General features: G+C 71.3%; 28 protein-coding genes and 2 tRNA genes. 11 read left to right on the top strand and 19 right to left on the bottom strand.

Going from position 1 to position 25,700, the window contains the following annotated elements; all coding sequences use genetic code 11:
* Positions 1-8: 8 nt before the first annotated feature.
* The 5 genes from clpX to CFT82_RS07810 form a co-directional block, all read right to left on the bottom strand.
* A complete protein-coding gene (gene clpX, locus CFT82_RS07830; protein ID WP_088818523.1) occupies positions 9-1,280 on the bottom strand; it encodes an ATP-dependent Clp protease ATP-binding subunit ClpX in 1,272 nt (423 codons plus the stop codon).
* Positions 1,281-1,441: 161 nt separating this feature from the next.
* Positions 1,442-2,092, bottom strand: a complete 651-nt coding sequence (locus CFT82_RS07825; protein WP_088818838.1) for an ATP-dependent Clp protease proteolytic subunit — start codon at positions 2,090-2,092, stop codon at positions 1,442-1,444.
* A gap of 53 nt (positions 2,093-2,145) precedes the next feature.
* Positions 2,146-2,853 (bottom strand): ATP-dependent Clp protease proteolytic subunit, encoded by a 708-nt coding sequence (locus CFT82_RS07820; protein ID WP_088818522.1) that lies wholly within the window; start codon positions 2,851-2,853, stop codon positions 2,146-2,148.
* A 120-nt stretch (positions 2,854-2,973) separates the two neighbouring features.
* Positions 2,974-4,269, bottom strand: coding sequence for a trigger factor (tig, locus tag CFT82_RS07815; protein WP_088818521.1), 1,296 nt, complete (start codon positions 4,267-4,269; stop codon positions 2,974-2,976).
* 67 nt (positions 4,270-4,336) lie between these two features.
* Positions 4,337-4,413: transfer RNA gene (locus CFT82_RS07810), tRNA-Pro, on the bottom strand.
* A gap of 95 nt (positions 4,414-4,508) precedes the next feature.
* On the opposite strand from CFT82_RS07810, the gene CFT82_RS07805 reads away from it, so the two are divergent.
* A tRNA-Gly gene (locus CFT82_RS07805) sits at positions 4,509-4,582 on the top strand.
* A 449-nt stretch (positions 4,583-5,031) separates the two neighbouring features.
* Positions 5,032-5,232 (top strand): antitoxin, encoded by a 201-nt coding sequence (locus CFT82_RS07800; RefSeq protein ID WP_088818520.1) that lies wholly within the window; start codon positions 5,032-5,034, stop codon positions 5,230-5,232.
* Between the two features lie 325 nt (positions 5,233-5,557).
* Here CFT82_RS07800 and CFT82_RS07795 read toward each other — a convergent pair whose 3' ends face one another.
* Complete coding sequence (locus CFT82_RS07795; protein ID WP_088818519.1) at positions 5,558-6,040, bottom strand: ribose-5-phosphate isomerase; 483 nt, start codon at positions 6,038-6,040, stop codon at positions 5,558-5,560.
* Between the two features lie 87 nt (positions 6,041-6,127).
* Positions 6,128-6,778 (bottom strand): DsbA family protein, encoded by a 651-nt coding sequence (locus CFT82_RS07790; protein ID WP_088818518.1) that lies wholly within the window; start codon positions 6,776-6,778, stop codon positions 6,128-6,130.
* 106 nt (positions 6,779-6,884) lie between these two features.
* Here CFT82_RS07790 and pepN point away from each other — a divergent pair, with 106 nt between their 5' ends.
* The 4 genes from pepN (at position 6,885) to CFT82_RS07770 (ending at position 12,700) form a co-directional block, all read left to right on the top strand.
* Entirely contained in the window at positions 6,885-9,458 is a 2,574-nt protein-coding gene (pepN, locus tag CFT82_RS07785) for an aminopeptidase N (protein ID WP_200815097.1), read from the top strand.
* A 22-nt stretch (positions 9,459-9,480) separates the two neighbouring features.
* On the top strand, positions 9,481-10,383 hold the full coding sequence (locus CFT82_RS07780; RefSeq protein ID WP_088818517.1) for a mechanosensitive ion channel family protein: 903 nt from the start codon (positions 9,481-9,483) through the stop codon (positions 10,381-10,383).
* Entirely contained in the window at positions 10,367-10,909 is a 543-nt protein-coding gene (locus CFT82_RS07775) for a globin (RefSeq protein ID WP_088818516.1), read from the top strand. Before CFT82_RS07780 ends, CFT82_RS07775 begins: the two co-directional genes overlap by 17 nt.
* 75 nt (positions 10,910-10,984) lie before the next feature.
* Entirely contained in the window at positions 10,985-12,700 is a 1,716-nt protein-coding gene (locus tag CFT82_RS07770) for a glycoside hydrolase family 13 protein (RefSeq protein ID WP_088818515.1), read from the top strand.
* Between the two features lie 62 nt (positions 12,701-12,762).
* Here the strand turns inward: CFT82_RS07770 and CFT82_RS07765 are convergent, their stop codons facing one another.
* The 6 genes from CFT82_RS07765 to CFT82_RS07740 all read right to left on the bottom strand — a co-directional run bounded on the left by CFT82_RS07765 (position 12,763) and on the right by CFT82_RS07740 (position 17,077).
* The gene (locus tag CFT82_RS07765) at positions 12,763-13,155 is read right to left on the bottom strand and encodes a type II toxin-antitoxin system VapC family toxin (RefSeq protein WP_088818514.1); all 393 of its coding nucleotides are present in this window, start codon (positions 13,153-13,155) and stop codon (positions 12,763-12,765) included.
* Positions 13,152-13,379, bottom strand: a complete 228-nt coding sequence (locus tag CFT82_RS07760; RefSeq protein ID WP_088818513.1) for a FitA-like ribbon-helix-helix domain-containing protein — start codon at positions 13,377-13,379, stop codon at positions 13,152-13,154. The genes CFT82_RS07765 and CFT82_RS07760 overlap by 4 nt, the downstream gene beginning before the upstream one ends.
* 70 nt (positions 13,380-13,449) lie before the next feature.
* Positions 13,450-14,475 (bottom strand): 6-phosphofructokinase, encoded by a 1,026-nt coding sequence (locus CFT82_RS07755; RefSeq protein WP_088818512.1) that lies wholly within the window; start codon positions 14,473-14,475, stop codon positions 13,450-13,452.
* A gap of 52 nt (positions 14,476-14,527) precedes the next feature.
* On the bottom strand, positions 14,528-15,829 hold the full coding sequence (locus tag CFT82_RS07750; RefSeq protein ID WP_088818511.1) for a NupC/NupG family nucleoside CNT transporter: 1,302 nt from the start codon (positions 15,827-15,829) through the stop codon (positions 14,528-14,530).
* A gap of 46 nt (positions 15,830-15,875) precedes the next feature.
* On the bottom strand, positions 15,876-16,523 hold the full coding sequence (locus CFT82_RS07745; RefSeq protein WP_143469568.1) for a hypothetical protein: 648 nt from the start codon (positions 16,521-16,523) through the stop codon (positions 15,876-15,878).
* Positions 16,520-17,077: an acyl-CoA thioesterase gene (locus CFT82_RS07740; RefSeq protein ID WP_088818509.1), complete on the bottom strand. Its 558-nt coding sequence runs from the start codon at positions 17,075-17,077 to the stop codon at positions 16,520-16,522. Before CFT82_RS07740 ends, CFT82_RS07745 begins: the two co-directional genes overlap by 4 nt.
* A 77-nt stretch (positions 17,078-17,154) precedes the next feature.
* Here CFT82_RS07740 and CFT82_RS07735 point away from each other — a divergent pair, with 77 nt between their 5' ends.
* From CFT82_RS07735 to CFT82_RS07710, 5 genes are all read left to right on the top strand, one after another.
* On the top strand, positions 17,155-18,123 hold the full coding sequence (locus tag CFT82_RS07735) for an acyl-CoA thioesterase (protein WP_088818836.1): 969 nt from the start codon (positions 17,155-17,157) through the stop codon (positions 18,121-18,123).
* Positions 18,124-18,129: 6 nt separating this feature from the next.
* Positions 18,130-18,408: a hypothetical protein gene (locus CFT82_RS07730; protein WP_088818508.1), complete on the top strand. Its 279-nt coding sequence runs from the start codon at positions 18,130-18,132 to the stop codon at positions 18,406-18,408.
* Positions 18,405-18,800, top strand: a complete 396-nt coding sequence (locus tag CFT82_RS07725) for a hypothetical protein (protein WP_088818507.1) — start codon at positions 18,405-18,407, stop codon at positions 18,798-18,800. Before CFT82_RS07730 ends, CFT82_RS07725 begins: the two co-directional genes overlap by 4 nt.
* A gap of 481 nt (positions 18,801-19,281) precedes the next feature.
* Positions 19,282-20,073 carry an aminotransferase class V-fold PLP-dependent enzyme gene (locus CFT82_RS07715; RefSeq protein WP_268807427.1) on the top strand — a complete coding sequence of 264 codons (792 nt, stop codon included), beginning with the start codon at positions 19,282-19,284 and terminating at the stop codon, positions 20,071-20,073.
* Complete coding sequence (locus CFT82_RS07710; RefSeq protein WP_088818504.1) at positions 20,070-20,999, top strand: aminoglycoside phosphotransferase family protein; 930 nt, start codon at positions 20,070-20,072, stop codon at positions 20,997-20,999. The genes CFT82_RS07715 and CFT82_RS07710 overlap by 4 nt, the downstream gene beginning before the upstream one ends.
* Before the next feature lie 262 nt (positions 21,000-21,261).
* Here the strand turns inward: CFT82_RS07710 and CFT82_RS07705 are convergent, their stop codons facing one another.
* From CFT82_RS07705 to CFT82_RS07680, 6 genes are all read right to left on the bottom strand, one after another.
* Complete coding sequence (locus CFT82_RS07705) at positions 21,262-21,609, bottom strand: VOC family protein (protein WP_088818503.1); 348 nt, start codon at positions 21,607-21,609, stop codon at positions 21,262-21,264.
* 5 nt (positions 21,610-21,614) lie between these two features.
* Positions 21,615-22,565 (bottom strand): pseudouridine synthase, encoded by a 951-nt coding sequence (locus CFT82_RS07700; protein WP_088818502.1) that lies wholly within the window; start codon positions 22,563-22,565, stop codon positions 21,615-21,617.
* 78 nt (positions 22,566-22,643) lie between these two features.
* Positions 22,644-24,326, bottom strand: a complete 1,683-nt coding sequence (gene ettA / locus CFT82_RS07695) for an energy-dependent translational throttle protein EttA (protein ID WP_088818501.1) — start codon at positions 24,324-24,326, stop codon at positions 22,644-22,646.
* Between the two features lie 27 nt (positions 24,327-24,353).
* Positions 24,354-24,758: a type II toxin-antitoxin system VapC family toxin gene (locus tag CFT82_RS07690; protein WP_088818500.1), complete on the bottom strand. Its 405-nt coding sequence runs from the start codon at positions 24,756-24,758 to the stop codon at positions 24,354-24,356.
* The gene (locus CFT82_RS07685) at positions 24,755-25,003 is read right to left on the bottom strand and encodes a type II toxin-antitoxin system Phd/YefM family antitoxin (protein ID WP_088818499.1); all 249 of its coding nucleotides are present in this window, start codon (positions 25,001-25,003) and stop codon (positions 24,755-24,757) included. The genes CFT82_RS07690 and CFT82_RS07685 overlap by 4 nt, the downstream gene beginning before the upstream one ends.
* A 96-nt stretch (positions 25,004-25,099) precedes the next feature.
* A complete protein-coding gene (locus CFT82_RS07680) occupies positions 25,100-25,657 on the bottom strand; it encodes a single-stranded DNA-binding protein (protein ID WP_088818498.1) in 558 nt (185 codons plus the stop codon).
* Positions 25,658-25,700: the final 43 nt, after the last annotated feature.

Here is a 25,700-nt window from a genome sequence, read left to right as displayed (position 1 = left end):
CTCCCCTCTCAGGCGCTCTTGCGCCGGGAACGCTTGGAGCCCTCGCCGCGGCGCACCACCAGCGGCTCGGCGCTGTGGGCGACGACCTCCTCGGAGATCACCACCCGCTCGATCTCGTCGTCGCTGGGGATGTCGAACATCACCGGCTGGAGGATGTCCTCCATGATCGAACGGAGCCCCCGCGCACCGGTGCCGCGCTCCATGGCGCGCTCGGCCACCGCCCGGGTGGCCCCCTCGGTGAACTCCAGCTCGACCCCGTCGAGGGAGAACATGTGCTGGTACTGCTTCACCAGGGCGTTGCGGGGGGTGGTGAGGATGTCGACCAGGGCCTCGGTGTCCAGCGCGTCGACGGTGGTGAGCACCGGCAGGCGGCCGATGAACTCTGGGATGAGCCCGAAGCGCACCAGATCCTCCGGGCGCACCTTGCGCAGCAGCTCCCCCTCGGCCTGCCGCACCTGCAGCGAGGCCCCGAAGCCCAGCCCCCCGGAGCCCTCCCGCTCCCGGACGATGTCCTCCAGCCCGGCGAAGGCACCCCCGACGATGAAGAGGATATCGTGCGTCTCGATCTGCACGAACTCCTGGTTGGGGTGCTTGCGCCCACCCTGCGGCGGCACCGAGGCGGTGGTGCCCTCCAGGATCTTCAGCAGCGCCTGCTGGACGCCCTCCCCCGACACGTCGCGCGTGATCGACGGGTTCTCGCTCTTGCGCGTGATCTTGTCGATCTCGTCGATGTAGATGATCCCGGTCTGCGCGCGGGCGATGTCCCCGTCGGCGGCCTGGATGAGCTTGAGCAGGATGTTCTCGACGTCCTCGCCGACGTAGCCCGCCTCGGTGAGCGCGGTGGCGTCGGCGATGGCGAAGGGCACCTGCAGCATCCGGGCCAGGGTCTGGGCCAGGTAGGTCTTGCCCGTCCCCGTCGGCCCGATGAGGAGGATGTTCGACTTGGCCACCTCCGGCGCCTCGTCGTCCTCCGGGCGGGACCCGCTGGCCTCGACCCGCTTGTAGTGGTTGTAGACCGCGACGGCCAGCGACCGCTTGGCGGCCTCCTGCCCGACCACGTAGTCCCCCAGGAAGGCGTGGATCTCCCGCGGCGTCGGGATCTTCTCGAGGCTCTCCACGGTCGCGGTGGGGAACTCCTCCTCGATGATCTCGTTGCACAGCTCGATGCACTCGTCGCAGATGTACACGCTCGGTCCGGCGATGAGCTTGCGGACCTGCTTCTGACTCTTGCCGCAGAAGGAGCAGGTCAGGTAGTCGGCACCCGTGCCGGAACGCGTCATGGCCACTCCTCCCGTGCTGCCCGCCGCACGTCCGTGCACCGGGGAACGCCCCCTGCGGGCGCCCCGTCGGGCGTTGCCCTCACGCTACCTCCGCCCACCGACAGCGAGGCCGCCACCCTCCGGTGACGGCCTCGTCGTGCGGTGCGCGGGTGCCGGGGGGATCAGCCCTCCAGCGCGGCCTTGCGGCTCGGCAGCACGGCGTCCACCAGGCCGTACTCCTTGGCCTCCTCGGCGGAGAGGATCTTGTCGCGCTCGATGTCCTGGCGGACCTTCTCCGCGGTCTGCCCGGAGTGCTTGGCCCAGGTCTCCTCCAGCCAGGTGCGCATGCGCAGCACCTCGTTGGCGGTGATCTCCAGGTCGGAGGCCATGCCGCCCATGCCCTCCATCGCGGGCTGGTGAATGAGGATGCGCGAGTTCGGCAGCGCGAAGCGCTTGCCCGGCGCACCGGCCGCCAGCAGCACGGCACCGGCCGAGGCGGCCTGGCCGAGCACGAAGGTCTGCACGTCGGGGCGGATGAACTGCATCGTGTCGTAGATGGCCGTCATCGCGGTGAACGAGCCGCCCGGGGAGTTGATGTACATGAGCACGTCACGGTCCGGGTCCTGCGACTCCAGCACCAGCAGCTGGGCGATGATGTCGTCCGCCGAGGCGTCGTCGATCTGGACGCCGCAGAAGATGATGCGGTCCTCGAAGAGCTTGGTGTAGGGGTCCTGGCGCTTCGTGCCGTAGGCGGTGCGCTCCTCGAACTGCGGGAGCACGTAGCGGGAGCTGGGGCCAGGGACGGCCAGGCGGCCGTGTTCGGCGTGGTTCATGGTCCCTCCGGACATCTGGGGCGTGCGGTACGCGGTGGGGTCGAGGGGCAGGCTCACTTCTCCCCCTCCCCGGACGGCGAGGCCGGGTCGCCCTCGCCCTGGTCGGGGGCTCCGTGGGCGTGCTCCTCGCCGGCGACCTCGCTCTTCTGCACGTCCCGCGTGTCGGTCGAGGTCTGGAAGACGTGGTCGACGAAGCCGTACTCCTTGGCCTCGGCCGCGGTGAACCAGCGGTCTCGGTCGGAGTCCTGGGTGATCTGCTCGACGGTCTGCCCGGTGTGCTGGGCGATGAGCTCGGCCATCTGGCGCTTGATGTGCAGGAGCTGCTCGGCCTGGATCTTGATGTCCGAGGCCGTGCCACCGACGCCGCCGGAGGGCTGGTGCATCATCACCCGCGAGTGCGGGGTCGCGTACCGCTTGCCCGGAGTGCCCGCCGAGAGGAGGAACTGGCCCATCGAGGCGGCCAGGCCCATGGCCACGGTCGCGACGTCGTTGGGGATCCAGTTCATGGTGTCGAAGATCGCCATGCCGGCCGTCACCGAGCCGCCCGGGGAGTTGATGTACAGCCAGATGTCGGCATTCGGGTCCTCCGCCGAGAGCAGCAGCAGCTGCGCGCAGATGGCGTTGGCGTTGTCGTCACGCACGTCGGAGCCGAGGAAGACGATGCGCTCCTTCAACAGCCGGTTGTAGATCTGGTCGTCCAGCCCCGCCAGCCGGGCCCCCTCCGAGGCCTGGGCAGGGATCGGTGCGTTGTGCTCGCTCACGTGCGTCTTCTCCTTCGTCGGACGTCGGGCGTCTCTTCGTTGGACGCTAACGCGCGCACCCCCGGGTTTCGTCCCGGGGGTGCGGCTGTTCGCCCCCAGCGGAAGGGGGCGGGAGTCAGGTCACTCGGCCGCGTCGGCGGCCTCGTCCTCGTCCTCGTCCAGCGCGTCGAGCTCGACCGGCTGGCCGTTGGTGTCGACGATCTTGGCGGTCTCCAGGACGTTGGCCAGCGCCTTGCGACGGCGGACCTCCTCGACGACCTGCCCGATCTGGCCCTGCTGGTCGAGCATGCCGATGAACTGGTTCGGGTCCATGCCGGACTGCTGGGCGGACATCATGAGGTACTCGAGGAGCTCGTTCTGCTCGATCTCGACCTCGTCGCGCTCCACCAGGGCATCGAGGAGGAACTGGGCCCGCAGCGCCTCCTCGGTGCTGGTGCGCACCTCCTCACGGTGGGCGTCGTCGTCGAGGCGGTTCTCGCCCTCCAGGTGCGCCACGACCTCGGCCTCGACGATCTTCTCCGGCACCGGGATGTCGATCTCCGCCAGGAGCTTCTCGAGGATCTTGTCGCGGGCGGCCACGCCCTGACCAAAGGCGGCGTTGCGCTCGGCCTGCTTGCGCAGGTCCTCCCGCAGCTCGTCGACGGTGTCGAAGGAGGAGGCCAGCTGGGCGAACTCGTCGTCCACCTCCGGCAGCTCGCGCTCCTTGACGGACTGGACGGTCACGGTGACCTCGGAGTCCTCGCCCTGACGCTCGCCACCGGCCAGCGGGGCGGTGAAGGTCTTGGTCTGGCCGGCCTCCATGCCGGTCAGGGCCTCGTCCAGCCCCTCGATCATGGTGCCCTGGCCGATCTGGTAGCTCACGCCCTCGACCGTGTCGATCTCCTCGCCGTCGATCTCGGCCTTGAGGTCGATGGAGACGTGGTCGTCGGCCTGCGCGGCCCGGTCGACCCCCTTGAGCGTGCCGAAGCGCTCCCGCAGGTCCTCCATGCGCTTCTCGACGTCCTCGTCGGACACCTCGACGGCGTCGACCTCGACCTCGAGGCCGTCGGTGTCGGGCAGCTCGATCGTCGGGCGCACGTCCACCTCGACGGTGAACTTCAGCGGGTCGCCGTCGGCGACCGGGACGTCGGTGATCTCGACCTCCGGCTCACCGATCGGCGAGAGCTCGTTCTCCACCATCGCCTGGGCGTACAGGTCCGGCATCGCCGAGTTCACGGCCTCCTGGACCACGGTGCCACGACCGAAGCGCTGGTCGATGATGCGCGCCGGCACCTTGCCCTTGCGGAAGCCGGGGATCTGCACCTGGCCGGCGATGACCTTGTAGGCCTCGTCCATGGCCGGCTTCAGCTCCTCGTGCGGAACCTCCACCGAGACCTTCGCGCGGGTGGGGTTCACGTTCTCGACGGCACTCTTCACGTCTCTCGTCTCCGTTGCGTGGGGGGCAGGGGCGGTCGTCGACCCTGCGTTGGCTGGTCATGCTAGGTGGTCGGGGTAGCCGGATTCGAACCGGCGGCCTTCCGCTCCCAAAGCGGACGCGCTACCAAACTGCGCCATACCCCGTCACCCGGAATGGGGACCGGCGTAGGGTACGCTGCCGGTCGTTCGCCACCAACCCGTCCGCCTAGCGGCTCGGGAAAGGATCCGGCGGATGTCCTGCGGGCGTAGCTCAATGGTAGAGCCCCAGTCTTCCAAACTGGTTGTGCGGGTTCGATTCCCGTCGCCCGCTCCACGTCTTGCCCCAGCCGCAGCGGACGCTTCCCTCCCTCCGGACCACGCGCGCACCCGTGCCCCTCTCGGCCGCCCCGCTCGACGACCTGCGCACCGGTCCGCAGCCCGACAGTCCACATGCGTACCGGTCCGCATCCGGCCACGCGATGACGCACGAGATGCGCACCGGTTACCTTCTCGACTGCCCGGTCACCACCTGCTCCTTCCCCGGGCCCTGCTCGACACGCTCAGGGTCAACTAGTTGCTCCCCGCGGCTGACCGGAGGCAACCGGTTGACCCCACGACAGTCCCGGGGTTGACCGGTTGCTCCCAGTGGCGCGGCGACGGCCAGGGCGAACCCTCGACGTGGCCTCCCTCACCCATCCTTGTGTCCTCCGGCCCCCTGTGCGAGGGTGGTGAGGAACCGCGGGCCACGGGCCCGACCGACGGATGCAACACAGGAGGCACACCATGGGCATGAACCTCGACGGCATGAAGGACAAGGCCGGCCAGGCCTACGACGACAACAAGGAGAAGGCCGACGCGGGCCTGGACAAGGCCGCTGACATGGCCGACCAGAAGACCGGCGGCAAGCACGGCGACAAGATCGACCAGGGCGCGGACAAGGTCGGTGAGACCCTCGACGGCTTCTCCGGCGACCAGAACGCCTGACCCCCTGCACCACCCCGCACCGAGCCCCCGGAACCCTTCCGGGGGCTCGGTCGTTCCCGCTCCAGCAGCGCCGCAGCCCACCTGCCCCGGAGATCGCCTTGCCCCGCCGGGCCGCGTGTGAGGCTGACGCGGATCGCGCCGCTCGGCGCGCACACCCCACAGCACCAGTAGGCCCCATGGCCACGAACGACTCCGGCGGCATGAAGGACAAGGTCGGCGAGATCCTCGAGGGCCTCTCCCCGACGGCCCCACCAGCCAGGAGGGCCAGGACGGTCCGGACCCGCGCAACCGTGCCCGGAGGGGGCCTCCCCCCGGGCTCCCGGGCTCAGGCCGGGAGGGTGCCGTCGGCCTCGTAGGCCTCGAGCATGGCCACCCGGCGGGCGTGGCGCTCCTCGTCCTCGAACTCCGTGGTCAGGAAGGCCCGCACGATCTCCTGGGCGGTGGCCACGTCCGTGAAGCGGGCCCCGATGCTCACGATCCGGGCATCGTTGTGCTGGCGGGCCAGGGCGGCCAGCTCCGGCGAGGAGGCCAGCGCGGCCCGCACCCCGGCCACCTTGTTGGCCGCGATCTGCTCCCCGTTCCCGGAGCCGCCCAGCACGATGCCGCGCGCCTCCGGGTCGGCGGCGACGGCGCGGGCGGCCGGCAGCACGAAGACCGGGTAGTCGTCGGCCGCGTCGTACTCCAGCGGGCCGTGGTCGACGACCTGGTGGCCCTCCTCGACCAGCCAGCGGACCAGCTCGCGCTGCAGCTCGTAGGCGGCGTGGTCGCCCCCGATGTGGACGGTGCGGGCAGGGGTGGGCTCGGGCACGACGTGCTCCTCGTCAGTTCGGCGGTTCGTGCGGGGATCAGCGGATCAGGGGACGGGCCCCTGGCGGGCGGACGCCCCCCGGAAGGCTCAGAACTGCGGACCGGCGTCGCGGGTGCGCTTCAGCTCGTAGAAGCCGGGGGTCGAGGCCACGAGCACGCAGCCGTCCCAGAGGCGGGCCGCCTCCGCGCCCGTGGGGGCGGGGGTCACGACGGGGCCGAAGAAGGCGGTGCCCTCCAGGGCGATGACGGGCGTGCCCACCTCGCCGCCGACCAGGTCGACGACGCGCTGCTGGCGGGTCCGCAGGTCGGCGGTGATCTCGTCCTCCGGCACCGTGCCGACGCCCTCTGGGAAGGCCACCTCGGCCAGCTCTGCCGGGAGCCCCACCTCGGCGAGCGACTCGGCGATGACGGCCGGCCCCTCCTCCACGTTCCCCCGACCGCCGGGGTGGAAGCGCTCCCCCATCGCGTCGTACAGGGGCTTGGAGACCTCCTGGCCGTGGGCGGCGACGGCCGCCGAGATCACGCGCGCCGGCCCCCAGGCGTGGTCCATGGCTGTGGCGTAGTCCTCCGGCAGGTCGCGCCCCTCGTTGAGCGCGGCGAGCGACATGAGCGACCAGGTGACGTCCAGGTCGCGCAGCTCGGCGGCCTCCTGGAGCCACCGGCTGGTCATCCAGGCCCATGGGCAGGTCGGGTCGAAGAACATCTCGACGGGCGTGCGGGTCGTGGCCTCAGCAGTCATGGACCCCATCCTGCCAGCCGGCCCCGCCCGCTCGGCCGGGGACGTGATGATCGACACATCCGTGAAACACTCTGGCCGTCCCGCCACCACCACCCCGGAGGTCCCCGTGCCCGGCAAGAACCTGACCCGCGACGAGGCGATGCAGCGCTCCTCGCTCCTGGAGGTCACCTCCTACGAGGTGGAGGTGGACGTCACCACCGGCCCCACCACGTTCGCGACCCGGTCACGGATCGTGCTCACCTGCCACGAGGCCGGCGCGACCTTCGTGGACTTCATCGGCGACTCGGTGACCTCCGCCGCGCTCGACGGGATCGCGCTGGACACGAGCACCTTCGACGGCGCGCGCCTCCCGGTGACGGGCCTGACCCCGGGCGAGCACGAGCTCGAGATCGAGGGCGTGGGGCGCTACATGAACACCGGGGAGGGCCTCCACCGCTTCGTGGACCCCGCCGACGGCGAGGTGTACCTCTACACCCAGTTCGAGGTGGCCGACTGCCGCCGCATGTTCCCGGTCTTCGACCAGCCGGACCTCAAGGCGACCTTCCAGTTCACCGTGACCGCCCCGGCGCACTGGGAGGTCGTCTCCAACGAGCCGACCCCGGCCCCCGAGCCGGCCGGCATGGGCACCCTCACCGGGGACACCCCGGTGGAGTGCGCCACCTGGACCTTCGCCCCCACCCCCCGGATGTCCTGCTACATCACGGCCCTGGTGGCCGGCCCGTACATCCGCCGCGGGGACCGGGTGGAGACCCGCCGGGGCATCGTGGAGCTGGGCGTCCTTGCCCGCCGGAGCCTGCAGGAGCACCTCGACGCGGAGAACATCTTCGCCATCACCAAGGCCGGCTTCGGCTTCTACGAGGAGTACTTCGACCAGCCCTACCCCTTCACGAAGTACGACCAGATCTTCACGCCCGAGTACAACATGGGAGCGATGGAGAACGCCGGCTGCGTGACCTTCGCCGAGATCTACGTCTTCCGCTCGGCCGTGCCGGACTCCCTGGTGGAGCGCCGCGCCCTCACCGTGCTGCACGAGCTGGCCCACATGTGGTTCGGCAACCTGGTGACCATGAAGTGGTGGAACGACCTGTGGCTCAACGAGTCCTTCGCCGAGTGGGCGTCCACCACCTGCCAGACCGAGGCCACCCAGTGGGAGACCGCCTGGACCACCTTCGCGATCAGCGAGAAGACCTGGGCCTACCACCAGGACCAGCTCTCCTCCACGCACCCGATCGTCGCGGAGATCCGCGACCTGGCCGACGTCGAGGTGAACTTCGACGGCATCACCTACGCCAAGGGTGCCAGCGTGCTCAAGCAGCTCGTCGCCTACGTGGGTGAGGACGAGTTCCGCGAGGGGCTGCGCAGCTACTTCCGCGAGCACCAGTGGGGCAACACCACCCTGGTGGACCTCATGCGCCACCTGGAGGCCACCTCCGGGCGCGACCTGGCCCCCTGGGTGGCGGCCTGGCTGGAGACCGCCGGGGTCAACACCCTCACCCCGGTCGTCGAGGCCGACACCGACGGGACCGTCACCGCCGCCACGATCCTGCAGACCGCCACCGCGGTGCTGCCCACGCTGCGCCCGCACCGGATCGCGGTCGGCGCCTACGACCTGCAGGACGACGAGCTGGTCCGCACCGACCGCTGGGAGCTCGACGTCGAGGGCGAGCGCACCGAGCTGCCGCAGCTGGTGGGCCGGAAGCGCCCCGGCCTGCTGCTGCTCAACGACGACGACCTGGGCTACGCCAAGGTGCGCCTGGACGAGGTGAGCCTGGCCACCGCGACCGCCCACGTCGACGCCTTCACGAGCTCGCTGCCGCGCGCCGTGGTGCTGGGCGCCGCCTGGGACATGACCCGCGACGCCCAGATGTCCGCCCGCGACTTCCTCGCGCTGGCCCTGCGCGCTCTGCCCGGGGAGACCGACTCCACCCTGGTGCGGATCCTGCTCTCGCAGATGGAGGCCGCCGCCTCCCGCTACGTGGCCCCCGAGCACCGGCAGGAGGCCGCCCACCACCTGGCCGCCGAGCTGCGCCGGATGGTCCGCGAGGCCGCCCCGGGATCCGACCTGCAGCTGCAGCTGGCGACCGCCTGGGCCGCCGCGGCCGTCGGCGAGGAGGACGTGCGCTTCCTGCAGGCCCTCGTGGACGGCACCGAGGAGCTGCCGGGCCTGCCGATCGACACCGACATGCGCTGGGCCCTGGTCACCGGTCTGGCGAAGAACGGGGCGCTCACCGAGGACGCCCTCCTCCTGGAGGGCGAGCGGGACCGGACCGCGTCGGGCGCCGAGCGCCTGGCCCGGGCCCGTGCCGCCCGGCCGGACGCCGCGAGCAAGCGGGCCGCGTGGGATGCCGTCTGGGGTTCCCCCTCGCTGCCCAACGCCGAGGTCGTAGCCACCGGGGCCGGCTGGCAGCGGGTGGCCGACCCGGCCGACCTGGAGCCCTTCGTGGCCCCCTACTTCGAGCAGGTGGGGGCGATGTGGGACGAGCGCACCCACGCAATCGCCGAGGCGATCGCCGGCGGCTTCTACCCGCACGCCCTGGTGACCCAGGAGCTGGTGGACGCGGCCAACAGCTGGCTCGACAGCCAGCCGGGTGCCTCCGGTGCGCTGCGCCGCGTCATCGCGGAGAACCGCGACGGCACGATCCGCGCGCTGGCCGCCCAGCGCTTCGACGCGTCCTGCTGAGGCGCTGCCCCCGCTGAGCTCGATGAACCCGCTGACCGGACCCGCCGTCGGCCTCCTGCCCGCCCTGGACCCCCGGGTGCAGGCGGTCGGCGACCGGGTCGGTTCCTGGCTGCTCGGCCACGGGCTGGCGATCGTCCTCATCGTCGTCGGGGCCCTCGTGCTGCGTGCCCTGGCGCGGCGGCTCATCGCCCGGCTCACCCGGTGGATGGTCGACGAGCACGGCGCGGGCGGGCCGCTCGGGCGTGAGCGTCGACGCCAGCGGGCACTGGCCCTCTCCAGCCTGCTGCGCAGCGTGGCCTCGGTGACCATCGCCACCGTGGCCATCCTCATGCTGGCCGACCAGGTGGGCCTCCCGCTGGCCCCGCTGCTGGCCAGCGCCGGCATCGGCGGCCTGGCGATCGGCTTCGGCGCGCAGTCGCTCGTGAAGGACGTCATCAGCGGCGTGATGCTCATGGTGGAGGACCAGTACGGCGTGGGCGACTGGGTGGACCTCGGCGAGGCCGCCGGCGAGGTGGAGGAGGTCACCCTCCGCGTCACCCGGCTGCGGGCCGCCGACGGGGTGGTCTGGTACATCCGCAACGGCGAGATCCTGCGGGTGGGCAACACCAGCCAGGGCGCCCCGGTGGTGACCGTGGACGTGCCGGTGGCCTACAGCGCCGACCCGGGCCGCGTCATCGACCTGCTCACCGAGGCGATGGTCGGGCTGCGCGAACGCTCCGCCGGCACCTTCCGGGACGGGCCGACGGTGGCTGGCCTGCAGGACGTGCGAGACGGCATGTTCACCGTCCGGGTGCTGGCCGACTGCGTGCCGGGCCAGCAGTACGCGGCGGCCCGGGAGATCCGGCAGGCGGCGAAGGCGGCCCTGGACGCCGCGGGGGTGCCCGGACCGCCGGTGCGAGACTGGGGCCATGAGCCGCCCCGCTGACGACCCCACTCCCTCGGTCGGGAGCACCCCCGCCGACACGACCGCCCCCGGTGGCCAGGAGGCCCCGCAGACCGTCTACGAGATGGTCGGCGGGCACGAGACCTTCGTGCGACTCACCCGCCTGTTCTACGAGGGCGTCGCCGCCGACCCGCCGCTGCGCGACATGTACCCCGAGGAGGACCTCGGCCCGGCCGAGGAGCGGCTGCGCATGTTCCTCGAGCAGTTCTTCGGCGGGCCCACCACCTACTCGCAGCTGCGGGGCCACCCGCGCCTGCGCATGCGGCACGTCGACTTCGCGGTGACTCCCACCCAGCGGGACCGCTGGCTGCGGCACATGCTCGGTGCGATGGAGCAGCTCGACCTGCCGGAGCCGGCTGCGGGGATGATGCGCAGCTACTTCCTGCGCTCGGCCCAGGCGATGGTGAACACCCTGGAGGACCCGGAGGCCACCCCGGAGTCCCCGCCGGTGCGCTCGAGCACCGAGGTGCCGCGTCCCCGGCTGAGCGTCCGCCGCCTCGAGGACTGAGCCCCGGCGCGGGATCCGTGAGGAACTGGTCACACCCGAGGCCAGGTGGCCCCTCCGCGGGACGACTGGCCCACAATGGGACGTGTGACTGAGAACCTCCTGACCACCGGTCCCCTCGTCCACGCCCCCGCCACCGCCTCCGAGTGGTGGCGCAGCGCGGTGATCTACCAGATCTATCCGCGCTCTTGGGCCGACTCGGACGGCGACGGCCTGGGCGACCTGCCGGGCACGACCGCCCGCCTGGACCACCTGGCCGCCCTCGGTGTCGACGCCGTCTGGGTGAGCCCCTTCTACGTCTCCCCCATGAAGGACGCGGGCTACGACGTCACCGACTACTGCGACATCGACCCGATCTTCGGCACCCTGGCCGATGCCGACGCCTTCATCGCGCGCGCCCACGAGCTGGACCTGCGCGTCATCGTGGACCTGGTGCCGAACCACTCCTCGGACCAGCACGAGTGGTTCCGGGCTGCCCTGGCCGCCGGCCCCGGCTCCCCGGAGCGCGAGCGCTACATGTTCCGCGACGGGAAGGGTGAGAACGGCGAGGAGCCGCCGAACGACTGGGGCTCGGTCTTCGGCGGCGCCGCCTGGACCCGGGTGGAGGACGGCCAGTGGTACCTGCACCTGTTCGACTCCTCGCAGCCGGACTTCAACTGGCGCAACCCGGAGGTCCGGGAGTACTTCGAGGGCGTGCTGCGCTTCTGGCTCGACCGTGGCGTCGACGGCTTCCGGGTGGACGTGGCGCACAGCCTGGTGAAGGCCGAGGGTCTGCCGGACTTCTCCGCCGTGGCCACGATGGCCGGGGCGAACACCGCGTCGAACCAGGGACCGATGTGGGACCAGGACGAGGTGCACGAGATCTACCGCCGCTGGCACGAGGTGCTCGCCGAGTACGAGGGCGACCGGGTGCTGTGCGCCGAGGCCTGGGTGCCGGAGACCTCCCGCCTGGCCCGCTACGTGCGCCCCGACGAGATGCACCAGGCGTTCAACTTCGACTTCCTGGAGACCCCGTGGCGGGCGGCGGACCTGCGCGCCTGCATCGAGCGCTCGCTCCAGACGAACGACGGGGTCGGTGCCCCGACCACCTGGGTGCTGAGCAACCACGACGTCATCCGCCACGCCACCCGGCTGGCCCTGCCGGTGGGTACCCCGCGCCCGCAGGGCATCGGCGCCGACGACCCGCAGCCGGACGCCGAGCTGGGTCTGCGCCGGGCCCGGGCGGCCACCGCGATGATGCTGGCCCTGCCCGGCTCGTCCTACCTGTACTACGGCGAGGAGCTGGGTCTGCCGGAGCACACGACGATGGACCCCGACGCCCGGCAGGACCCGGCCTGGCACCGCACCCGCGGCACGGCCGAGGAGCAGGTGGGCCGCGACGGCTGCCGCGTGCCGATGCCGTGGGAGGCCGAGGCGCCCGGCCACGGCTTCGGGCCGACCGGGGAGACCTGGCTGCCCCAGCCGGAGTCCTACGGCCGCCTCGCGGTGGACCAGCAGACCGGCGCCGAGGGTTCCACGCTGGAGCTCTACCGGCGGATGCTCACGCTGCGCCACGAGCTGGGCACCGCCACCGGCGGGTTGTCCTTCGTGGACGGCTTCGGTGAGGACGTCCTGGCCTTCCAGGCCGGTCCGGCCGACGCCCCGGTGACCGTCGTGACGGTGACCGCCGGCGAGGGCGTCGAGCTCCCCGAGGGCGCCGAGGTGCTCCTGGACAGCCTCACCGGCGGCCCCTCGCAGGCCACGCGCGTGGAGCGGGACCACACCGTCTGGCTGCGCGGCTCCCTGACCGCCTGAGCGACCTCCCCCGCGCAGCGGGCCCCGCACCTCCAGGTGCGGGGCCCGCTACGTGTGCGCACTCAGCCCATGAGGGGCAGCACGTGCACCGCGGCCCGGTGCCCAGGGGCGGCCAGCTTCGCGTCGCAGGTGACGAGCGGGGCACCGAGTGCCTCGGCCAGGGCGAGATAGCTCGCGTCGTAGGTCGTGAACTGGTGCTGCAGATCCCAGCAGCGGTCGGCCAGGGCCTGGTGCTCGTACCGGGTGATCGTGAGCGCTGCGTAGTCGCTCCGGGCCTCCTCGAGCACACCGTCGGTGAGCCGGCGGCCCAGCGACAGTCCGCGGAGGACGGAGGAGACCTCCACGTCGAGCAGGTGCGGGGCGTGGAGCTCCCCGGCGAGCAGCTCCAGGAGCCCCGGGGCGGGTCGCTGCCCCACGAGCGCCTCCACCACCGCCGACGCATCGACGACGATCATCGACGGCTCGCCGCCACCCGCTCCACGACCTCCTCGCGCGAGAGTCCCTCGTCGCGCTGGCGCGCGTGCAGCCGCTGCGCCACCTCGGCGTTCGTGGGGCGCGAGGCGAGTGTCGTGAGCTGGCCGGCCACATAGGCGGACAGGGACTGACCCGCGGCAGCGGCCCGCTCCTTGAGGCGCTCAGCCACGTCGTCGGGGACGTCCCGGACGTAGAGGGTCTTCATGCACCGATGCTAGCACTCTGCAAGCAATACCGCCGCAGTCAGCTGCTCTCTGGTCGGCCACCCTTCCGAATCAGCCGAAGAGGATGGCCGCCTCCTCCCACTGCTCGCGCGGGACAGCCTTGGTCTGCATGGTGGCCTCGGCCAGCGGGACGCGGACCACCTCGGTTCCGCGCAGGGCCACCATCTGCCCGTAGTCGTGCTCGTGGACGGCGTCGAGCGCCGCGGTGCCGAAGCGGGTGGCGAGCACCCGGTCGTAGGCCGACGGCGAGCCACCACGCTGGAGGTGACCGAGCGTCGTGCAGCGGGTCTCGATGCCGGTGAGCTCCTGGAGATTCGCGGCGGCCTGCACCCCGATCCCGCCGAGCAGCGGGCGGCCGAAGCCGTCCACCCCACCGGTGGTCACCTCCTCGCCGCCCTCGGGGGTGAAACCCTCGGCCACCACGACCAGCGGGGCACGGCCACGGTCGGCGGTCTGCTGCGCCCAGTCGGCCACCTGCTCCCAGCGCAGCGGCACCTCCGGCACGAGGATCGCGTGCGCACCCCCGGCGATCCCGGCGTGCAGGGCGATCCACCCGGCGTGGCGCCCCATGACCTCCACGACCATGCACCGCTGGTGGCTGTCGCCGGTGGTGCGGAGGCGGTCGATGGCCTCGGTGGCGATCTGCACCGCGGTGTCGAAGCCGAAGGTCACGTCGGTGGCGGCCAGGTCGTTGTCGATGGTCTTGGGCACGCCGACGACCGGGACGCCCTCCTCGTGGAGCATCCGGGCGACGGTCAGCGTGCCGTCGCCCCCGATGGCCACGAGGGCGTCGAGGCCGTGCCTGGCCATCGTCTCCTTGACCCGGGCCGCTCCCCCGTTGCCCTCCCCGTAGGGGCCGACGCGGGAGGTGCCGAGGATGGTGCCCCCCTGCTTGCTCAGGCCCCGGATCTGGTGGCGGGTGAGGAGCTCGATGTCATCCTCCACGAGGCCGCGCCACCCACCGCGCACCCCCATGAACTCGTGGTCGTGCAGGCGCGTGCCCTTGAGCACGACGCCCCGGATGACGGCGTTGAGTCCGGGGCAGTCCCCGCCAGCGGTGAGCAGTCCGATGCGCATGCTCCTCATGGTGCCAGCACCTCCCCCGCTCGGGGCCCCGGGTCGCCCTCCGTCAGCCGATGAGCAGGCCGGCGATGGCGGCGCTCATGAGATTGGCCAGGGTGGCGGCCAGGATCGCGCGCAGCCCGAGCCGGGCGATGTCCCCGCGGCGCTCGGGGACCAGTCCGCCGAGCCCGCCCAGGAGGATGCCCAGCGAGCCGAGGTTGGCGAAGCCGGTGAGGGCGAAGGTGGTGATGGCCTGCGTCCGCTCGCTCATCCCCTCGGTGGTCGAGGTGAAGTTGGCGAAGGCGACGAACTCGTTGAGCACGATCTTCTGCCCCAGGAAGGACCCGGAGGAGCCCGCCTCGGCCCAGGGCACGCCGACCAGGAGCATCACCGGGGCGAAGACCCAGCCGAGCAGCTGCTCGAAGGAGAGCTCGGGCTGCCCGAACCAACCGCCGACGGTGCCGAGCAGGAGGTTCATGAGCTCGATGAGGGAGATGAAGGCCAGCAGCATGGCGCCCACGGTCAGCGCGAGCTTCAGACCGTCCTGCGCTCCTTGGGCGGCGGCCTCGATGACATTGTCGGCCCGCTCGTCCTCGACGGCCGGCTCCTCGGCGGGGTCGACCTCCTCCGGGGCCTCGAGCCGATCCTCGGCACGGGTGGAGCCCGCACCGGGCGCCACCGCGGCGGCGGATCCGACCCCGGCCCGGACCGGGGCGGAGACCCCCTCGGGCACCATGATCTTGGCCATGAGCAGGGCACCGGGGGCCGCCATGAAGGAGGCGGCGATGAGGTACTCCATCTTCGCCCCCAGCAGGGCGTAGCCGGCCAGCACCGAGCCGGCCACCGTGGCCAGGCCCCCGACCATCACCGCGAAGAGCGCGGACTCGTCCAGTCGGCGCAGGTAGGGCTTGATGACCAGCGGAGCCTCGGTCTGGCCGACGAGGATGTTGGCGGCGGCGTTCACCGACTCGTACCGCCCGGTGCCCAGCAGGAACCCGAGCCCGTTGCCGAGGAGGTTGACCACCTTCTGCATGATCCCCAGGTGGAAGAGCACGGCGGTCAGCGAGGCGAAGAAGATGATGACCGGGAGCACCTGGAAGGCGAAGACCGACCCCTCCTCGGGGAGCACCGGCCCGAAGACGAACTCGATACCCGCGTTGGCCGAGCCGATCACCGCCGAGACGCCGCGGGAGACCGCCTCCAGCGCGCGCTGACCGGGGCCCCAGAAGAGGGTGATCACCCCGAAGCCCACCTGCAGGGCGAGCGCCGCTGCCACGGTGCGCCAGCGGACGGCTGACCGGTCCACCGAGAACAACCAGGCGATCAGCACCAGGGCCAACATTCCGCCGACACTCCACAGCAACGACATGGACTCCTCCTCGTGGTCCGGGCTCAGCTCGTGCCCGTCGTCGCCCTCAGCGTGCCAGAGCGTGGCCGTGCGGCGCGGAGCAACGCCACCACGGGCCGCTGCGGAGCACGACCGTCTCGGTGGCGTCGGCGAGCAGCCCGAGGGTGCTGGCAGCGAAGGCCAGCCCCTGCGGCCACCCGCTGCCCACGGGGCGCGACCACACGCGGCGGCGCAGGTCGGCCACGGCGGCGGCGCCGGAACCCTCCGGAGCGCCGGCGGCCACCTCGGCGGCGCCCTGCCGGGCGAGCTCCTCCAGATCGGCGACGTCCACCCGGGCCACCGGCTCCCAGCCGGTGCGGGGCGGGGTGACGCTCGCCCAGGCGGCCCGCACCTCCGAGGGCGGCACCGAGAGGGTGCGGGCGCCCGGCTCGTGGGCGGCGAAGCGGTCGGTGAGCGCGGCCAGCGGCACGACGAGGTCGACCGGCTCGCTCACCTCGGCCTCCACAGCGCGCATCCCGAGCACGGTCCCCTGCCCAGTGAGGCCCGCGCCCGGCACGGCGCACACCCAGGTGGTGAGGCGCCCGCCCTCGGCCACGAGGCGGATCGCCCCCTCGGGGTCGATCCGCTTGGCCCGGCCGACGAAGGTGGCGAGGTCCTGCAGGTGCTCCGCGGCGGGGAGCTCGATGACCGGCTGCGCGCCACCCACACGGCTCACCGGCGGAACTCCACCGGGTCGTCCTGGTACCAGGTGAGCACGGCGCGCTCGTCGGCGGTGAGGCGGCGCGGGCGGGCGGTGGCGAAGTCGTAGGTGACGATCACGGTGCTGGCCCGAAGCGCGACCGGCAGGCCGTCCTCGGTGGGCACCGGGGCGTCGAGCGCGGCCGGTTCCGCGGCGTGGGCCAGGGGGTGCTCGCAGAGCTCGTACTCCACGCTGAAGCTGCCCCCCGAGACGGTGCCGATCCACATGTCGACGACGACCGGGGCGTAGCGGAACTCCACCGGGCGGAGGTACTCCACCTTGTGGGAGGCCACGAGCAGACCGGTGTCCAACGGGCTGGACCCGGTGAACCACTCGCGCATCCCCTGCACCCGGGCGTCCTCCAGGAGCTGCAGGAAGACCACGTTGTTCACGTGCCCGTAGGCGTCCATGTCCGACCAGCGCAGCGGCACGTTGAGCCGGTACGGGCGGGGCCCCTGCGTGGTGGAGTGGTGGGTGGTGAGCTGGCCCGGACCACGGCGGTCGGGCTGCGGGGTGGGGTTGTCGACCATGCGTGCCATCGTCTCAGGCGATTCCCGAGCGGACAGGGGTGGGCACGGCCGTGGTGGTCGTGATTGAGTGTGGCCTCGTGACGGACAACGCGCAGCAGAAGCCCGACCAGAACGCCGCTCCCCGCGAGGAGAGCTCCGGCATCACCTCGGATCTGGGGCACCGCTCCGGGTACCAGCTGCCGGAGGATCCCTTCGGCCAGCTGCTCGAGGTGCTCGACATCCGGGCGCTGGGGGCCAACACCTTCATGGGGCAGAGCCAACCGCAGCCGAACGGTCGCGCCTTCGGGGGGCAGGTGCTCGCCCAGTGCATCATGGCCGCCGGCCGCACGGTCGACGAGATCCACGGCGAGGGCGAACGCCACATCCACTCCCTGCACGGCTACTTCCTGCGCCCGGCGGACTCCAGCCGCGAGATCCGCTTCGAGGTGGAGCGCATGCGTGACGGCCGCTCCTTCTCCGCCCGCCGGGTGCACGCCTACCAGGACGACCGGGTGCTGCTGTCGATGATCACCTCCTTCCAGGAGCCGGCTGGCGGGTTGGACCACCAGGAGCAGATGCCGAACGTGCCGCGCCCGGAGGAGCTGCCCTCCATCGCCGAGCTGCTCAAGGACGTCGACGACCCGCGCGTGGCCTTCCTGGTGCGCGGCCGCCCGGTCGACATGCGCTGGGTGGACTCGCCGCTGTACGGCAAGGAGTTCGCGCGCAACGACCGGCAGAGCGTGTGGGTGCGCTTCACCGGCGAGATGCCCACGGACCCGCTGCTCAACGCCGCCGCGACCGCCTACATGTCCGACTACACGCTGCTGGAGCCGGTGCTGCGCCGTCACGGCATCTCCTGGTCCGACCCGCGCCTGCGCCCGGCGAGCCTCGACCACGCCATGTGGTTCCACCGCGTGCCGCGGGTCGGCGAGTGGATGCTCTACACCCAGTCCTCCCCCTCGGCGCAGTCCGGCCGCGGTCTCGGCGTCGGCCGCCTGTTCCACGAGGACGGCACGCTCATGGCCTCGGTGGCGCAGGAGGGGATGGTCCGGCTCAAGGAAGGCTGACCGCGCATGGCAGTCCTGCACGAGCAGGTCCACGGCGAGCCGTCCGCGAGCCAAGAGTTCTACGCCTACGTGGGCCCTGCCCCCAACCACGTCATCCACCCCGCCGACCTCGCTGAACGCACCCCTGCGGAGACGGTCTCGACGATTCTGGAGTGCGGCCCCGGCATCGGACAGGGGACACTGCTCCTGGCCCGGACCTACCCCGGGGGGCCGAGATCATCGACCTGGAACCTGACCCCACCGCACGCGCAGTACTGGCGTGACGTCTGGTCGATGCGGGGGTGAGCGGCAGTGTCACAGTCCTTCCCCGGGGCGCCTGCTCCCAGGCGGCCACGGAGCTGCCGGCGGCCGAAGGTCTGAAGGGCTGGTTCGACCTCGCCATCTCGCGCCACGTGGTGTGTCAGATCCCGACTCCACAGCAGGAGGCGTTCGTCCGCTGGCAGGTCGAACAGCTCAGTGGAGGCGGGTCCAGGCGGGTGGACACCCACCTGGGGCCACGCACCAAGGACGTGACGGCCGAGACCAAGCGCACCACCCACCGCAGCGGACGCTCCACGATGTTGCGCACCTGGCAGCAGGAAGTGGTGGGCGGCGCTCTGCGCATCACCACGACGCAGACGCTGACCGGCCAGCATTCCGAGCGGCTGGTCCAGGAGCGCTCACTCGCCACGGACTGATCGGATCGATGCGCCAGATGGGGGCCGCTGGGGACAACGCAGCGATGGAGTCCTCCTTCGCGTTGCTGCAGAAGAACGTCCCGGCCCGGCCAGGCTGGGCCCTCCGAGAGGGGCTGCGGGCCAGGATCATTACCTGGATCGAGAGGACGTAACACCGCCGCCGACGGGACCGAGCGGGCCGGTTGACCCCGATCGAGTACGAGCTGATCACGAACCACGCGCGCACACGCGGCGTGACTGCGACTGTCGGGGGAGCTCTCTGGGGATCCTGGAGGTGGGGCACCGCACGCCAGCCTTCCGCGAGGAGTTCGCTCTCACGGTGGCCTTGCTGCGGGATGTCATGTCCATCCCGGACGAGTTCGACGTGCTTCTGCTCCCCGGGGGTGCCCGACGGATGTTCGCGTCTTGCCTGCGAACTTCCTCCCTCCCGGTGGAACAGCCCGGTACTGCATGACAGGTTCCTTCTCGTCCTTCGCGGCGGCTGAAGCACGGGTGTTCGGCAGGATCGTCGAGTACGGCGGCGAGTCCGCTCCCCCGTTCAGCGTGCCGGTCTGGCGAGAGGCTTACGGACAAGGGCATGGACTACGTCCACATCACCTCCAGCAACACGGACAGAGGGACGCAGTTCTCCACGCTGCCCCAAATGCGATCGGGTGTCCCGTTGTTCGTCGACGCCTCGAGCGACTTCCTCACCCGGGCAGTGGAGTGGGACAAGGTGTCGCTCCTCTACGCCACGTCTCACAAGAACCTGGGCACGGCCGGCGTGTGCGTCGTAGTGATGAGGCGTGACTTGCGACCCTGCGCCAGGCATCTTCCTTCCTTTGCCAGCCTCGACGCTTGGCGTGAGGCGGAATCCATGCTCAACACACCGGTCACCGGAGCGGTTCACGTGCTTCGCCTGATGTTGCAGTGGTGCCTGAGCATGGGCGGTTTGGCCGCCCTGGAAGAGCGCAGCCGGATCAGGGCGGATCGTGTGTACACGGCACTGGATACCCATGCCGCGACCTTCGCAGGTCTGGCCCGCCCCGACTCTCGTTCGCGGGTCAGCATCACGTTTCGGCTGGAGAACGAGGCGCAGGAACAGGCCTTCACAGAGCACGCGCGCACTCTCGGCCTTCATGGGCTCGCGGGATACCGCCTTTGTGGCCATCTACGGGCGTGCCTGTTCAACGCGGTGCCGGACGAGGGCGTGGAGGCTCTTGTCACCGCGATCGAGACATTCGGGACTACGCTGGCAGCGAGCGATGCACCACGGAAGGATGTCAGCACATGAGCAGCACGACGCAGCAGGGCCGGATGAAGGCCCAGGACCTTCCAGAGGGCTTTCGTGCGCGGTTGGAAGCGAGGTTCGGGCTGGATCTGGCGGGCGCCACGGACTTGGCAGGAGGTGCATCCCCGGGGCCGGTGTTCGTGGCCGAGGACGCGGCCGGGCGCCCGGTCCTCGGGAAGGTGTGCCCTCTGGACGCCCCGTACGGCAGCGCCGATCTCCTCCTCCACGAGACACAGGTGAGCCGCGCCCTGCCCGCTGTCGACGCCGTGCCCGCGTTCCTCGGTGGTGGTGTGCATCAGGGGTACCGGTACCTGCTGCGTGAGTTCGTCCCCGGAACGCAGCCGGCCGCCCCGTGGGACGAGAGGGTCTTCCGGACCTGCTTCCACACCCTCGGCAGCCTGTCGCAATCGCTCCAGGGCGTCCGGCCGCCAAGTGTCCCGACGGTCGCTGAGTCCTCCAACAGCATCAGAAGCACCTGGCAGCACCTTCCCTCGCTCGAGGGCAGTGTGGATCCTTGGTGGTTGCAGGAGTGGGTGAGCGGGCTGGCCGCCGACGCGGTTGCCCAGGTTCAGGGAGCGGATCTCTGCCACTGGGACATCCGTTCCGACAACTTGGTGTGCACCGCGGATCGGGTCCTGGTGGTGGACTGGGGACAGGCGAAGATGGGAGCTCCGTGGATCGATCGCGCACTCCTCTTCCTGGATGCCGCCACGAACGGCGCAGATCTCGACCTCGCCGCCTTCTTCGCCAGGTCCGGCCTCCCCGCCCGCGCCGTCCTCAGCCTCTTCGCGGCTGTCGGGATGTCCTACGAGGTCAAGGCGGCCTGTGCCGACAACGACTTCGCGCTCCGCATGCGCCCCTCCTACCAACGCTGGGCGGCTGGCTGCCGGGCTGCGATGACAACGATCCGCGATGCCGGATCGGCCTGAGGCGCCTGGTGCGGCTGCCGTTTCCGGGCGGCACGGCAGCGTGACAGGGATCGCGCTCATGGACCTCGCCGAGTGGAACCGCCGCATCGGCGTGGAGGGCCTGGGGGCGGCCAGGGTGGGTCGTCACGGTTGACCGCTCCGAGCACTGGCTGCGCACGGCGGGCGCGACTCCCCAGCAGCACGCGCGGGTGGCTGCACGCCGATCCGCCCCCACGCCTGCGGAGGCCCCTGTGACCAACGGCACGGTGACGCCTTCCTGCCGTCAGGGAGTGTGACTTCCCACGTTGACCACCTGCCCATCTGGGCCCCGGTAGAAGAAACGGGTCACGCCCCACGGCTCGTCGGTCAGCGGATGCACGATCTCGAGGCCGGCCTCGACAGCCCGATCGTGGGCCTCCTGGACGTCGTCCACGAAGACCGAGAGCACCGGGTTGACCGGTGCGGTCGCGTCCTTCGTCATCAGGCTCAGCTGGTGCCCCGCGCCGTCCGCCAGAGTGACGATCCATCCGTGATCCATGACCCGCTGCATCCCGAGGACCTCTTCATGATGCGCGGTCGTGGCTTGCAGGTCCGCCACCGTCAGGATCGGCACAACTCGTTCGATGCGCATGCGGGTCAGCCAAGCAGAGGAGAGCGCGACTCCGCCCGCCGGGCCTCCCCCGTCCACGGGTCGGTCCACTCCAGCCGGGTGGCCAGCAGCTGCAGCGGCTTCGAGAAGTCCCCGGTGACCTGCTCGGTCTGCACCGGGTAGAGCGGGTCGCCGACGATCGGCAGCCCCAGGTGCGCCAGCTGCACCCGCAGCTGGTGGGTGCGCCCGGTATGCGGGTGGAGCCGCAGCCGGGCCCGGCCGGCCGCCTCGTCCACCTCCACGGCCTCGATGCGGGTGAGCGCGTTGGGCGGACCGGGCACCACGGCCACCTGCTGGTTCCCCCGCTTCTTCACCAGCTGGTGCTCCTGCTCGCCGACCGCCCGCTCGACGCGCTCCCCGAGCCCCAGGCCTGCCACTCCCGGTGACACCCGGAAGGCACCGGACGTGTCCTGGGCGGGGAGCGACACCACGGCCTCGTAGGCCTTGGTCACCCGGCGCTGCTCGAAGAGCTGCTGCAGGGGCCGCCGCGCGTCGGGGGTGCGGGCGCACAGCAGCACCCCGGAGGTGAGTCGGTCCAGCCGGTGCACCGGCACGGCCTCGGGGAAGTCCTCGCGCACGCGTGCGACCACCGTCTGCTGCACGTGCACCCCACGCGGGATCGTCGCCAGGAAGGGCGGCTTGTCCACCACCACGCAGTGCTCGTCAGCCTGGAGAACCGGCAGCCCGCCAGGCACCTCGGGCTCGGTCGGGTACGGCCGGTAGAGCCAGGCCACCCGCCGCCGCGGCCCGGTCGGCAGGTACTCCGTGGCCGCATCCACCACCAGCCCCCGCGAGCCGGGCACCCCGTCGTCGACGACCACCTCGCCCGCCGCGACGCCGGCCGCCACGAGCTCCGGCTGCCCGGTCACCTCCGCGAGCGCCTCGGCGACGGTCGCCCACGGGCCGCCCGGCGGGATGCGCACACGCGCGACGCCCATCCCCTCCCGCGGAGGCAGAGGGGACGGGCGTCGGCGGCGGGAACGGCTCAGCGGAGGCAGCCGGTCAGGTGCGGAGCGTCAGTCGCGGGTCAGGCGACGGTGGGTGACACGGTGCGGACGCGCCGCGTCCTCCCCGAGGCGCTCGACCTTGTTCTCCTCGTAGGCGTCGAAGTTGCCCTCGAACCAGTACCAGTTGGCCGGCTCCTCCTCGGTGCCCTCGTAGGCGAGGATGTGCGTGGCCACGCGGTCCAGGAACCAGCGGTCGTGGCTGATGACCACGGCGCAGCCCGGGAACTCCAGCAGGGCGTTCTCCAGCGAACCGAGGGTCTCGACGTCGAGGTCGTTGGTGGGCTCGTCGAGGAGCAGCAGGTTGCCGCCGGCCTTCAGGGTGAGGGCCAGGTTCAGGCGGTTGCGCTCACCACCGGAGAGCACACCGGCCTTCTTCTGCTGGTCCGGGCCCTTGAAGCCGAACTGCGAGACGTAGGCACGGCTCGGGATCTCCACCTGGCCGACCTTGATGTAGTCCAGTCCGTCGGAGACGACCTCCCAGAGAGTCTTCTCCGGGTCGATGTTCTCGCGGCCCTGGTCGACATAGCTGATCTTGACCGTCTCACCGATCTTCACGGTGCCGGAGTCCGGCTCCTCGAAGCCGACGATGGTCTTGAACAGGGTCGACTTGCCGACACCGTTCGGGCCGATGACACCGACGATGCCGTTGCGCGGCAGGGAGAAGGACAGGTCCTTGATGAGGGTGCGGTCGCCGAAACCCTTGGTGAGGTTCTCGACCTCGATCACGGTGGAGCCGAGGCGCGGGCCCGGCGGAATGGTGATCTCCTCGAAGTCGAGCTTGCGCATCTTCTCGGCCTCGGCCGCCATCTCCTCGTAGCGGGCCAGTCGCGACTTCGACTTGGTCTGCCGGCCCTTGGCGTTCGAGCGCACCCACTCGAGCTCCTCGGCGAGGCGCTTCTTCAGCTTGGCGTCCTTCTTGCCCTGGACGGCCAGGCGCTCCTGCTTCTTCTCCAGGTAGGTGGAGTAGTTGCCCTCGTAGGGGTACAGACGGCCGCGGTCGACCTCGCAGATCCACTGGGCGACGTTGTCGAGGAAGTAGCGATCGTGGGTCACGGCCAGGACGGCGCCGTGGTACTCGGCCAGGTGCTGCTCGAGCCAGAGCACGCTCTCGGCGTCGAGGTGGTTGGTGGGCTCGTCGAGGAGCAGCAGGTCGGGCTTGCTGAGCAGCAGCTTGCACAGGGCCACGCGTCGGCGCTCACCACCGGAGAGGTGGGTGACCGGCTCGTCGGCCGGGGGGCAGCGCAGGGCGTCCATGGCCTGCTCCAGCTGGGAGTCGAGATCCCACGCGTCGGCGTTGTCGATCTTCTCCTGGAGCTTGCCCATCTCCTCCATGAGCGCGTCGAAGTCCGCGTCCGGGTCGGCCATCTGCGCCGAGATCTCGTTGTACCGGTCCAGATCCGCCTTGATCTGGCCCATCCCCTCCTCGACGTTCTCGCGAACCGTCTTCTCCTCGTTGAGCGGGGGCTCCTGCAGCAGGATGCCGACGGAGTAGCCGGGGGTCAGCCGGGCCTCACCGTTGGACGGCTGGTCGAGGCCGGCCATGATCTTCAGGATGGTCGACTTACCGGCACCGTTCGGGCCGACGACACCGATCTTGGCGCCGGGGTAGAAGGCCATCGTGACGTCATCGAGGATGACCTTGTCACCGACGGCCTTGCGGGCCTTGGACATGGTGTAAATGAACTCCGCCATGGGCCGGAGTCTAGGCGGTGCGCCCCCTCAGACCGCCCTCACCTCGAGGAGCTCCTCCAACCCGGCGAGGTCCCGGGCGTTCCGGGTGTAGAGCACAGCACCGTGGGCGTGGGCCGTAGCCGCGATGAGCAGGTCCATGACCCGCGCCCGGGGCTGCCGCCCCGCCGCGTGGACGGTGGACGCCAGCTGCCCATAGCTCGCAGCCACTGCGTCATCCACGGGCAGCGGGTCGAAGCGGGCCTGCAGGAGAGTCAACCGACGGAGACGGTCCGCCCTGACCGCAGGAGTCCGGGCCACCAGGACGCCGAAATGGAGCTCGGCGATGGTCGCGGCACTGATGGCCAGCAGACCCGGGAGCGGTGACAGGTCACCGGCGATCACCACACTGGTGTCGAGAACTCCCCGCTCCTCCGCGCCGCGGGGTGGGGTCACCGTCCCTCCCAGGGGTCCACGAGGGACTGGTCGACCAGGTCACGGTCCTCGGTCCAGTGGGGGTCGGCGGGACCGTGCAGGGCGTCCTGCACAGCGCTCCACCGCGCCCACCGCCTCGGGACCACAGGAACCAGCCGGGCGCTGGGGCGGCCGGCCACCGTGATGACGATCGACTCCCCCGCCTCCACGCGCCGCACCAGCGCAGAGGCGTCCTGACGCAACTCTCTCAACCCGATCAGCTCCACCTCCTCAACGTAGCACTTGTGCTACGGGCCTCGCATCCCACGCGGGGAGAGCAGGGGCTGGTCCCTGCCCTCCCCGCAGACCCCGCCGGGCCACACTCAGACCGGGGCCCGGCCGGGCTCGGAACCCACGGCGGACACGGACTGCTCGCTGTGCTCCGCCTGCTCCTCCGAGCCCGGCTCCGGCGGGATGAACACCGGCAGCACCTCCGGAGCCGCCTCCCGGGCCGCGCTGGCCGCCAGCTCCCGCAGCTGCCGCCGGTCGGCCGCGGTGTCGGTGGACTGCGGCAGCGGCGGCTGGGCCACCTTCACGAAGCACGCCTGCCCCCGGGCCAGGTCGTGCCCCACCGCGGTGGCCTCCAGCTCCACGGTGGTGCCGCTGCGCTCGTCGGTGGCCCAGTCCTGGACGCGCAGGCGCCCGTGGACGATGACCGGCTGCCCCTTGGCCAACGAGCGGTACAGGTTCACCGCGTGGGCGCGGAAGGCGCACACGGTCATCCAGTTGGTGGCGATGGTCTCCACGACGCCCGTCGTCCGGTCCAGCCGGTTGACGTTCTGCGCCAGCCGGAAGGTCAGGAAGGGCGTCCCGGTCCGCCCCACCCGCAGCACGGGCTGGGTGGCGACGTTCCCGGTGACGGTCACGTAGGTCTCACTCATCTCTCTCCCCTCGGCCGACCCCGGTGGTCGGCTCCCCCACACC

Source organism: Kytococcus aerolatus (assembly GCF_900187395.1).
In the GTDB taxonomy this organism is placed as follows: Bacteria; Actinomycetota; Actinomycetes; order Actinomycetales; family Dermatophilaceae; genus Kytococcus; species Kytococcus aerolatus.
Note: the sequence above shows the minus strand (reverse complement) of the source record. Positions and strands in the feature narration are given on the sequence as shown.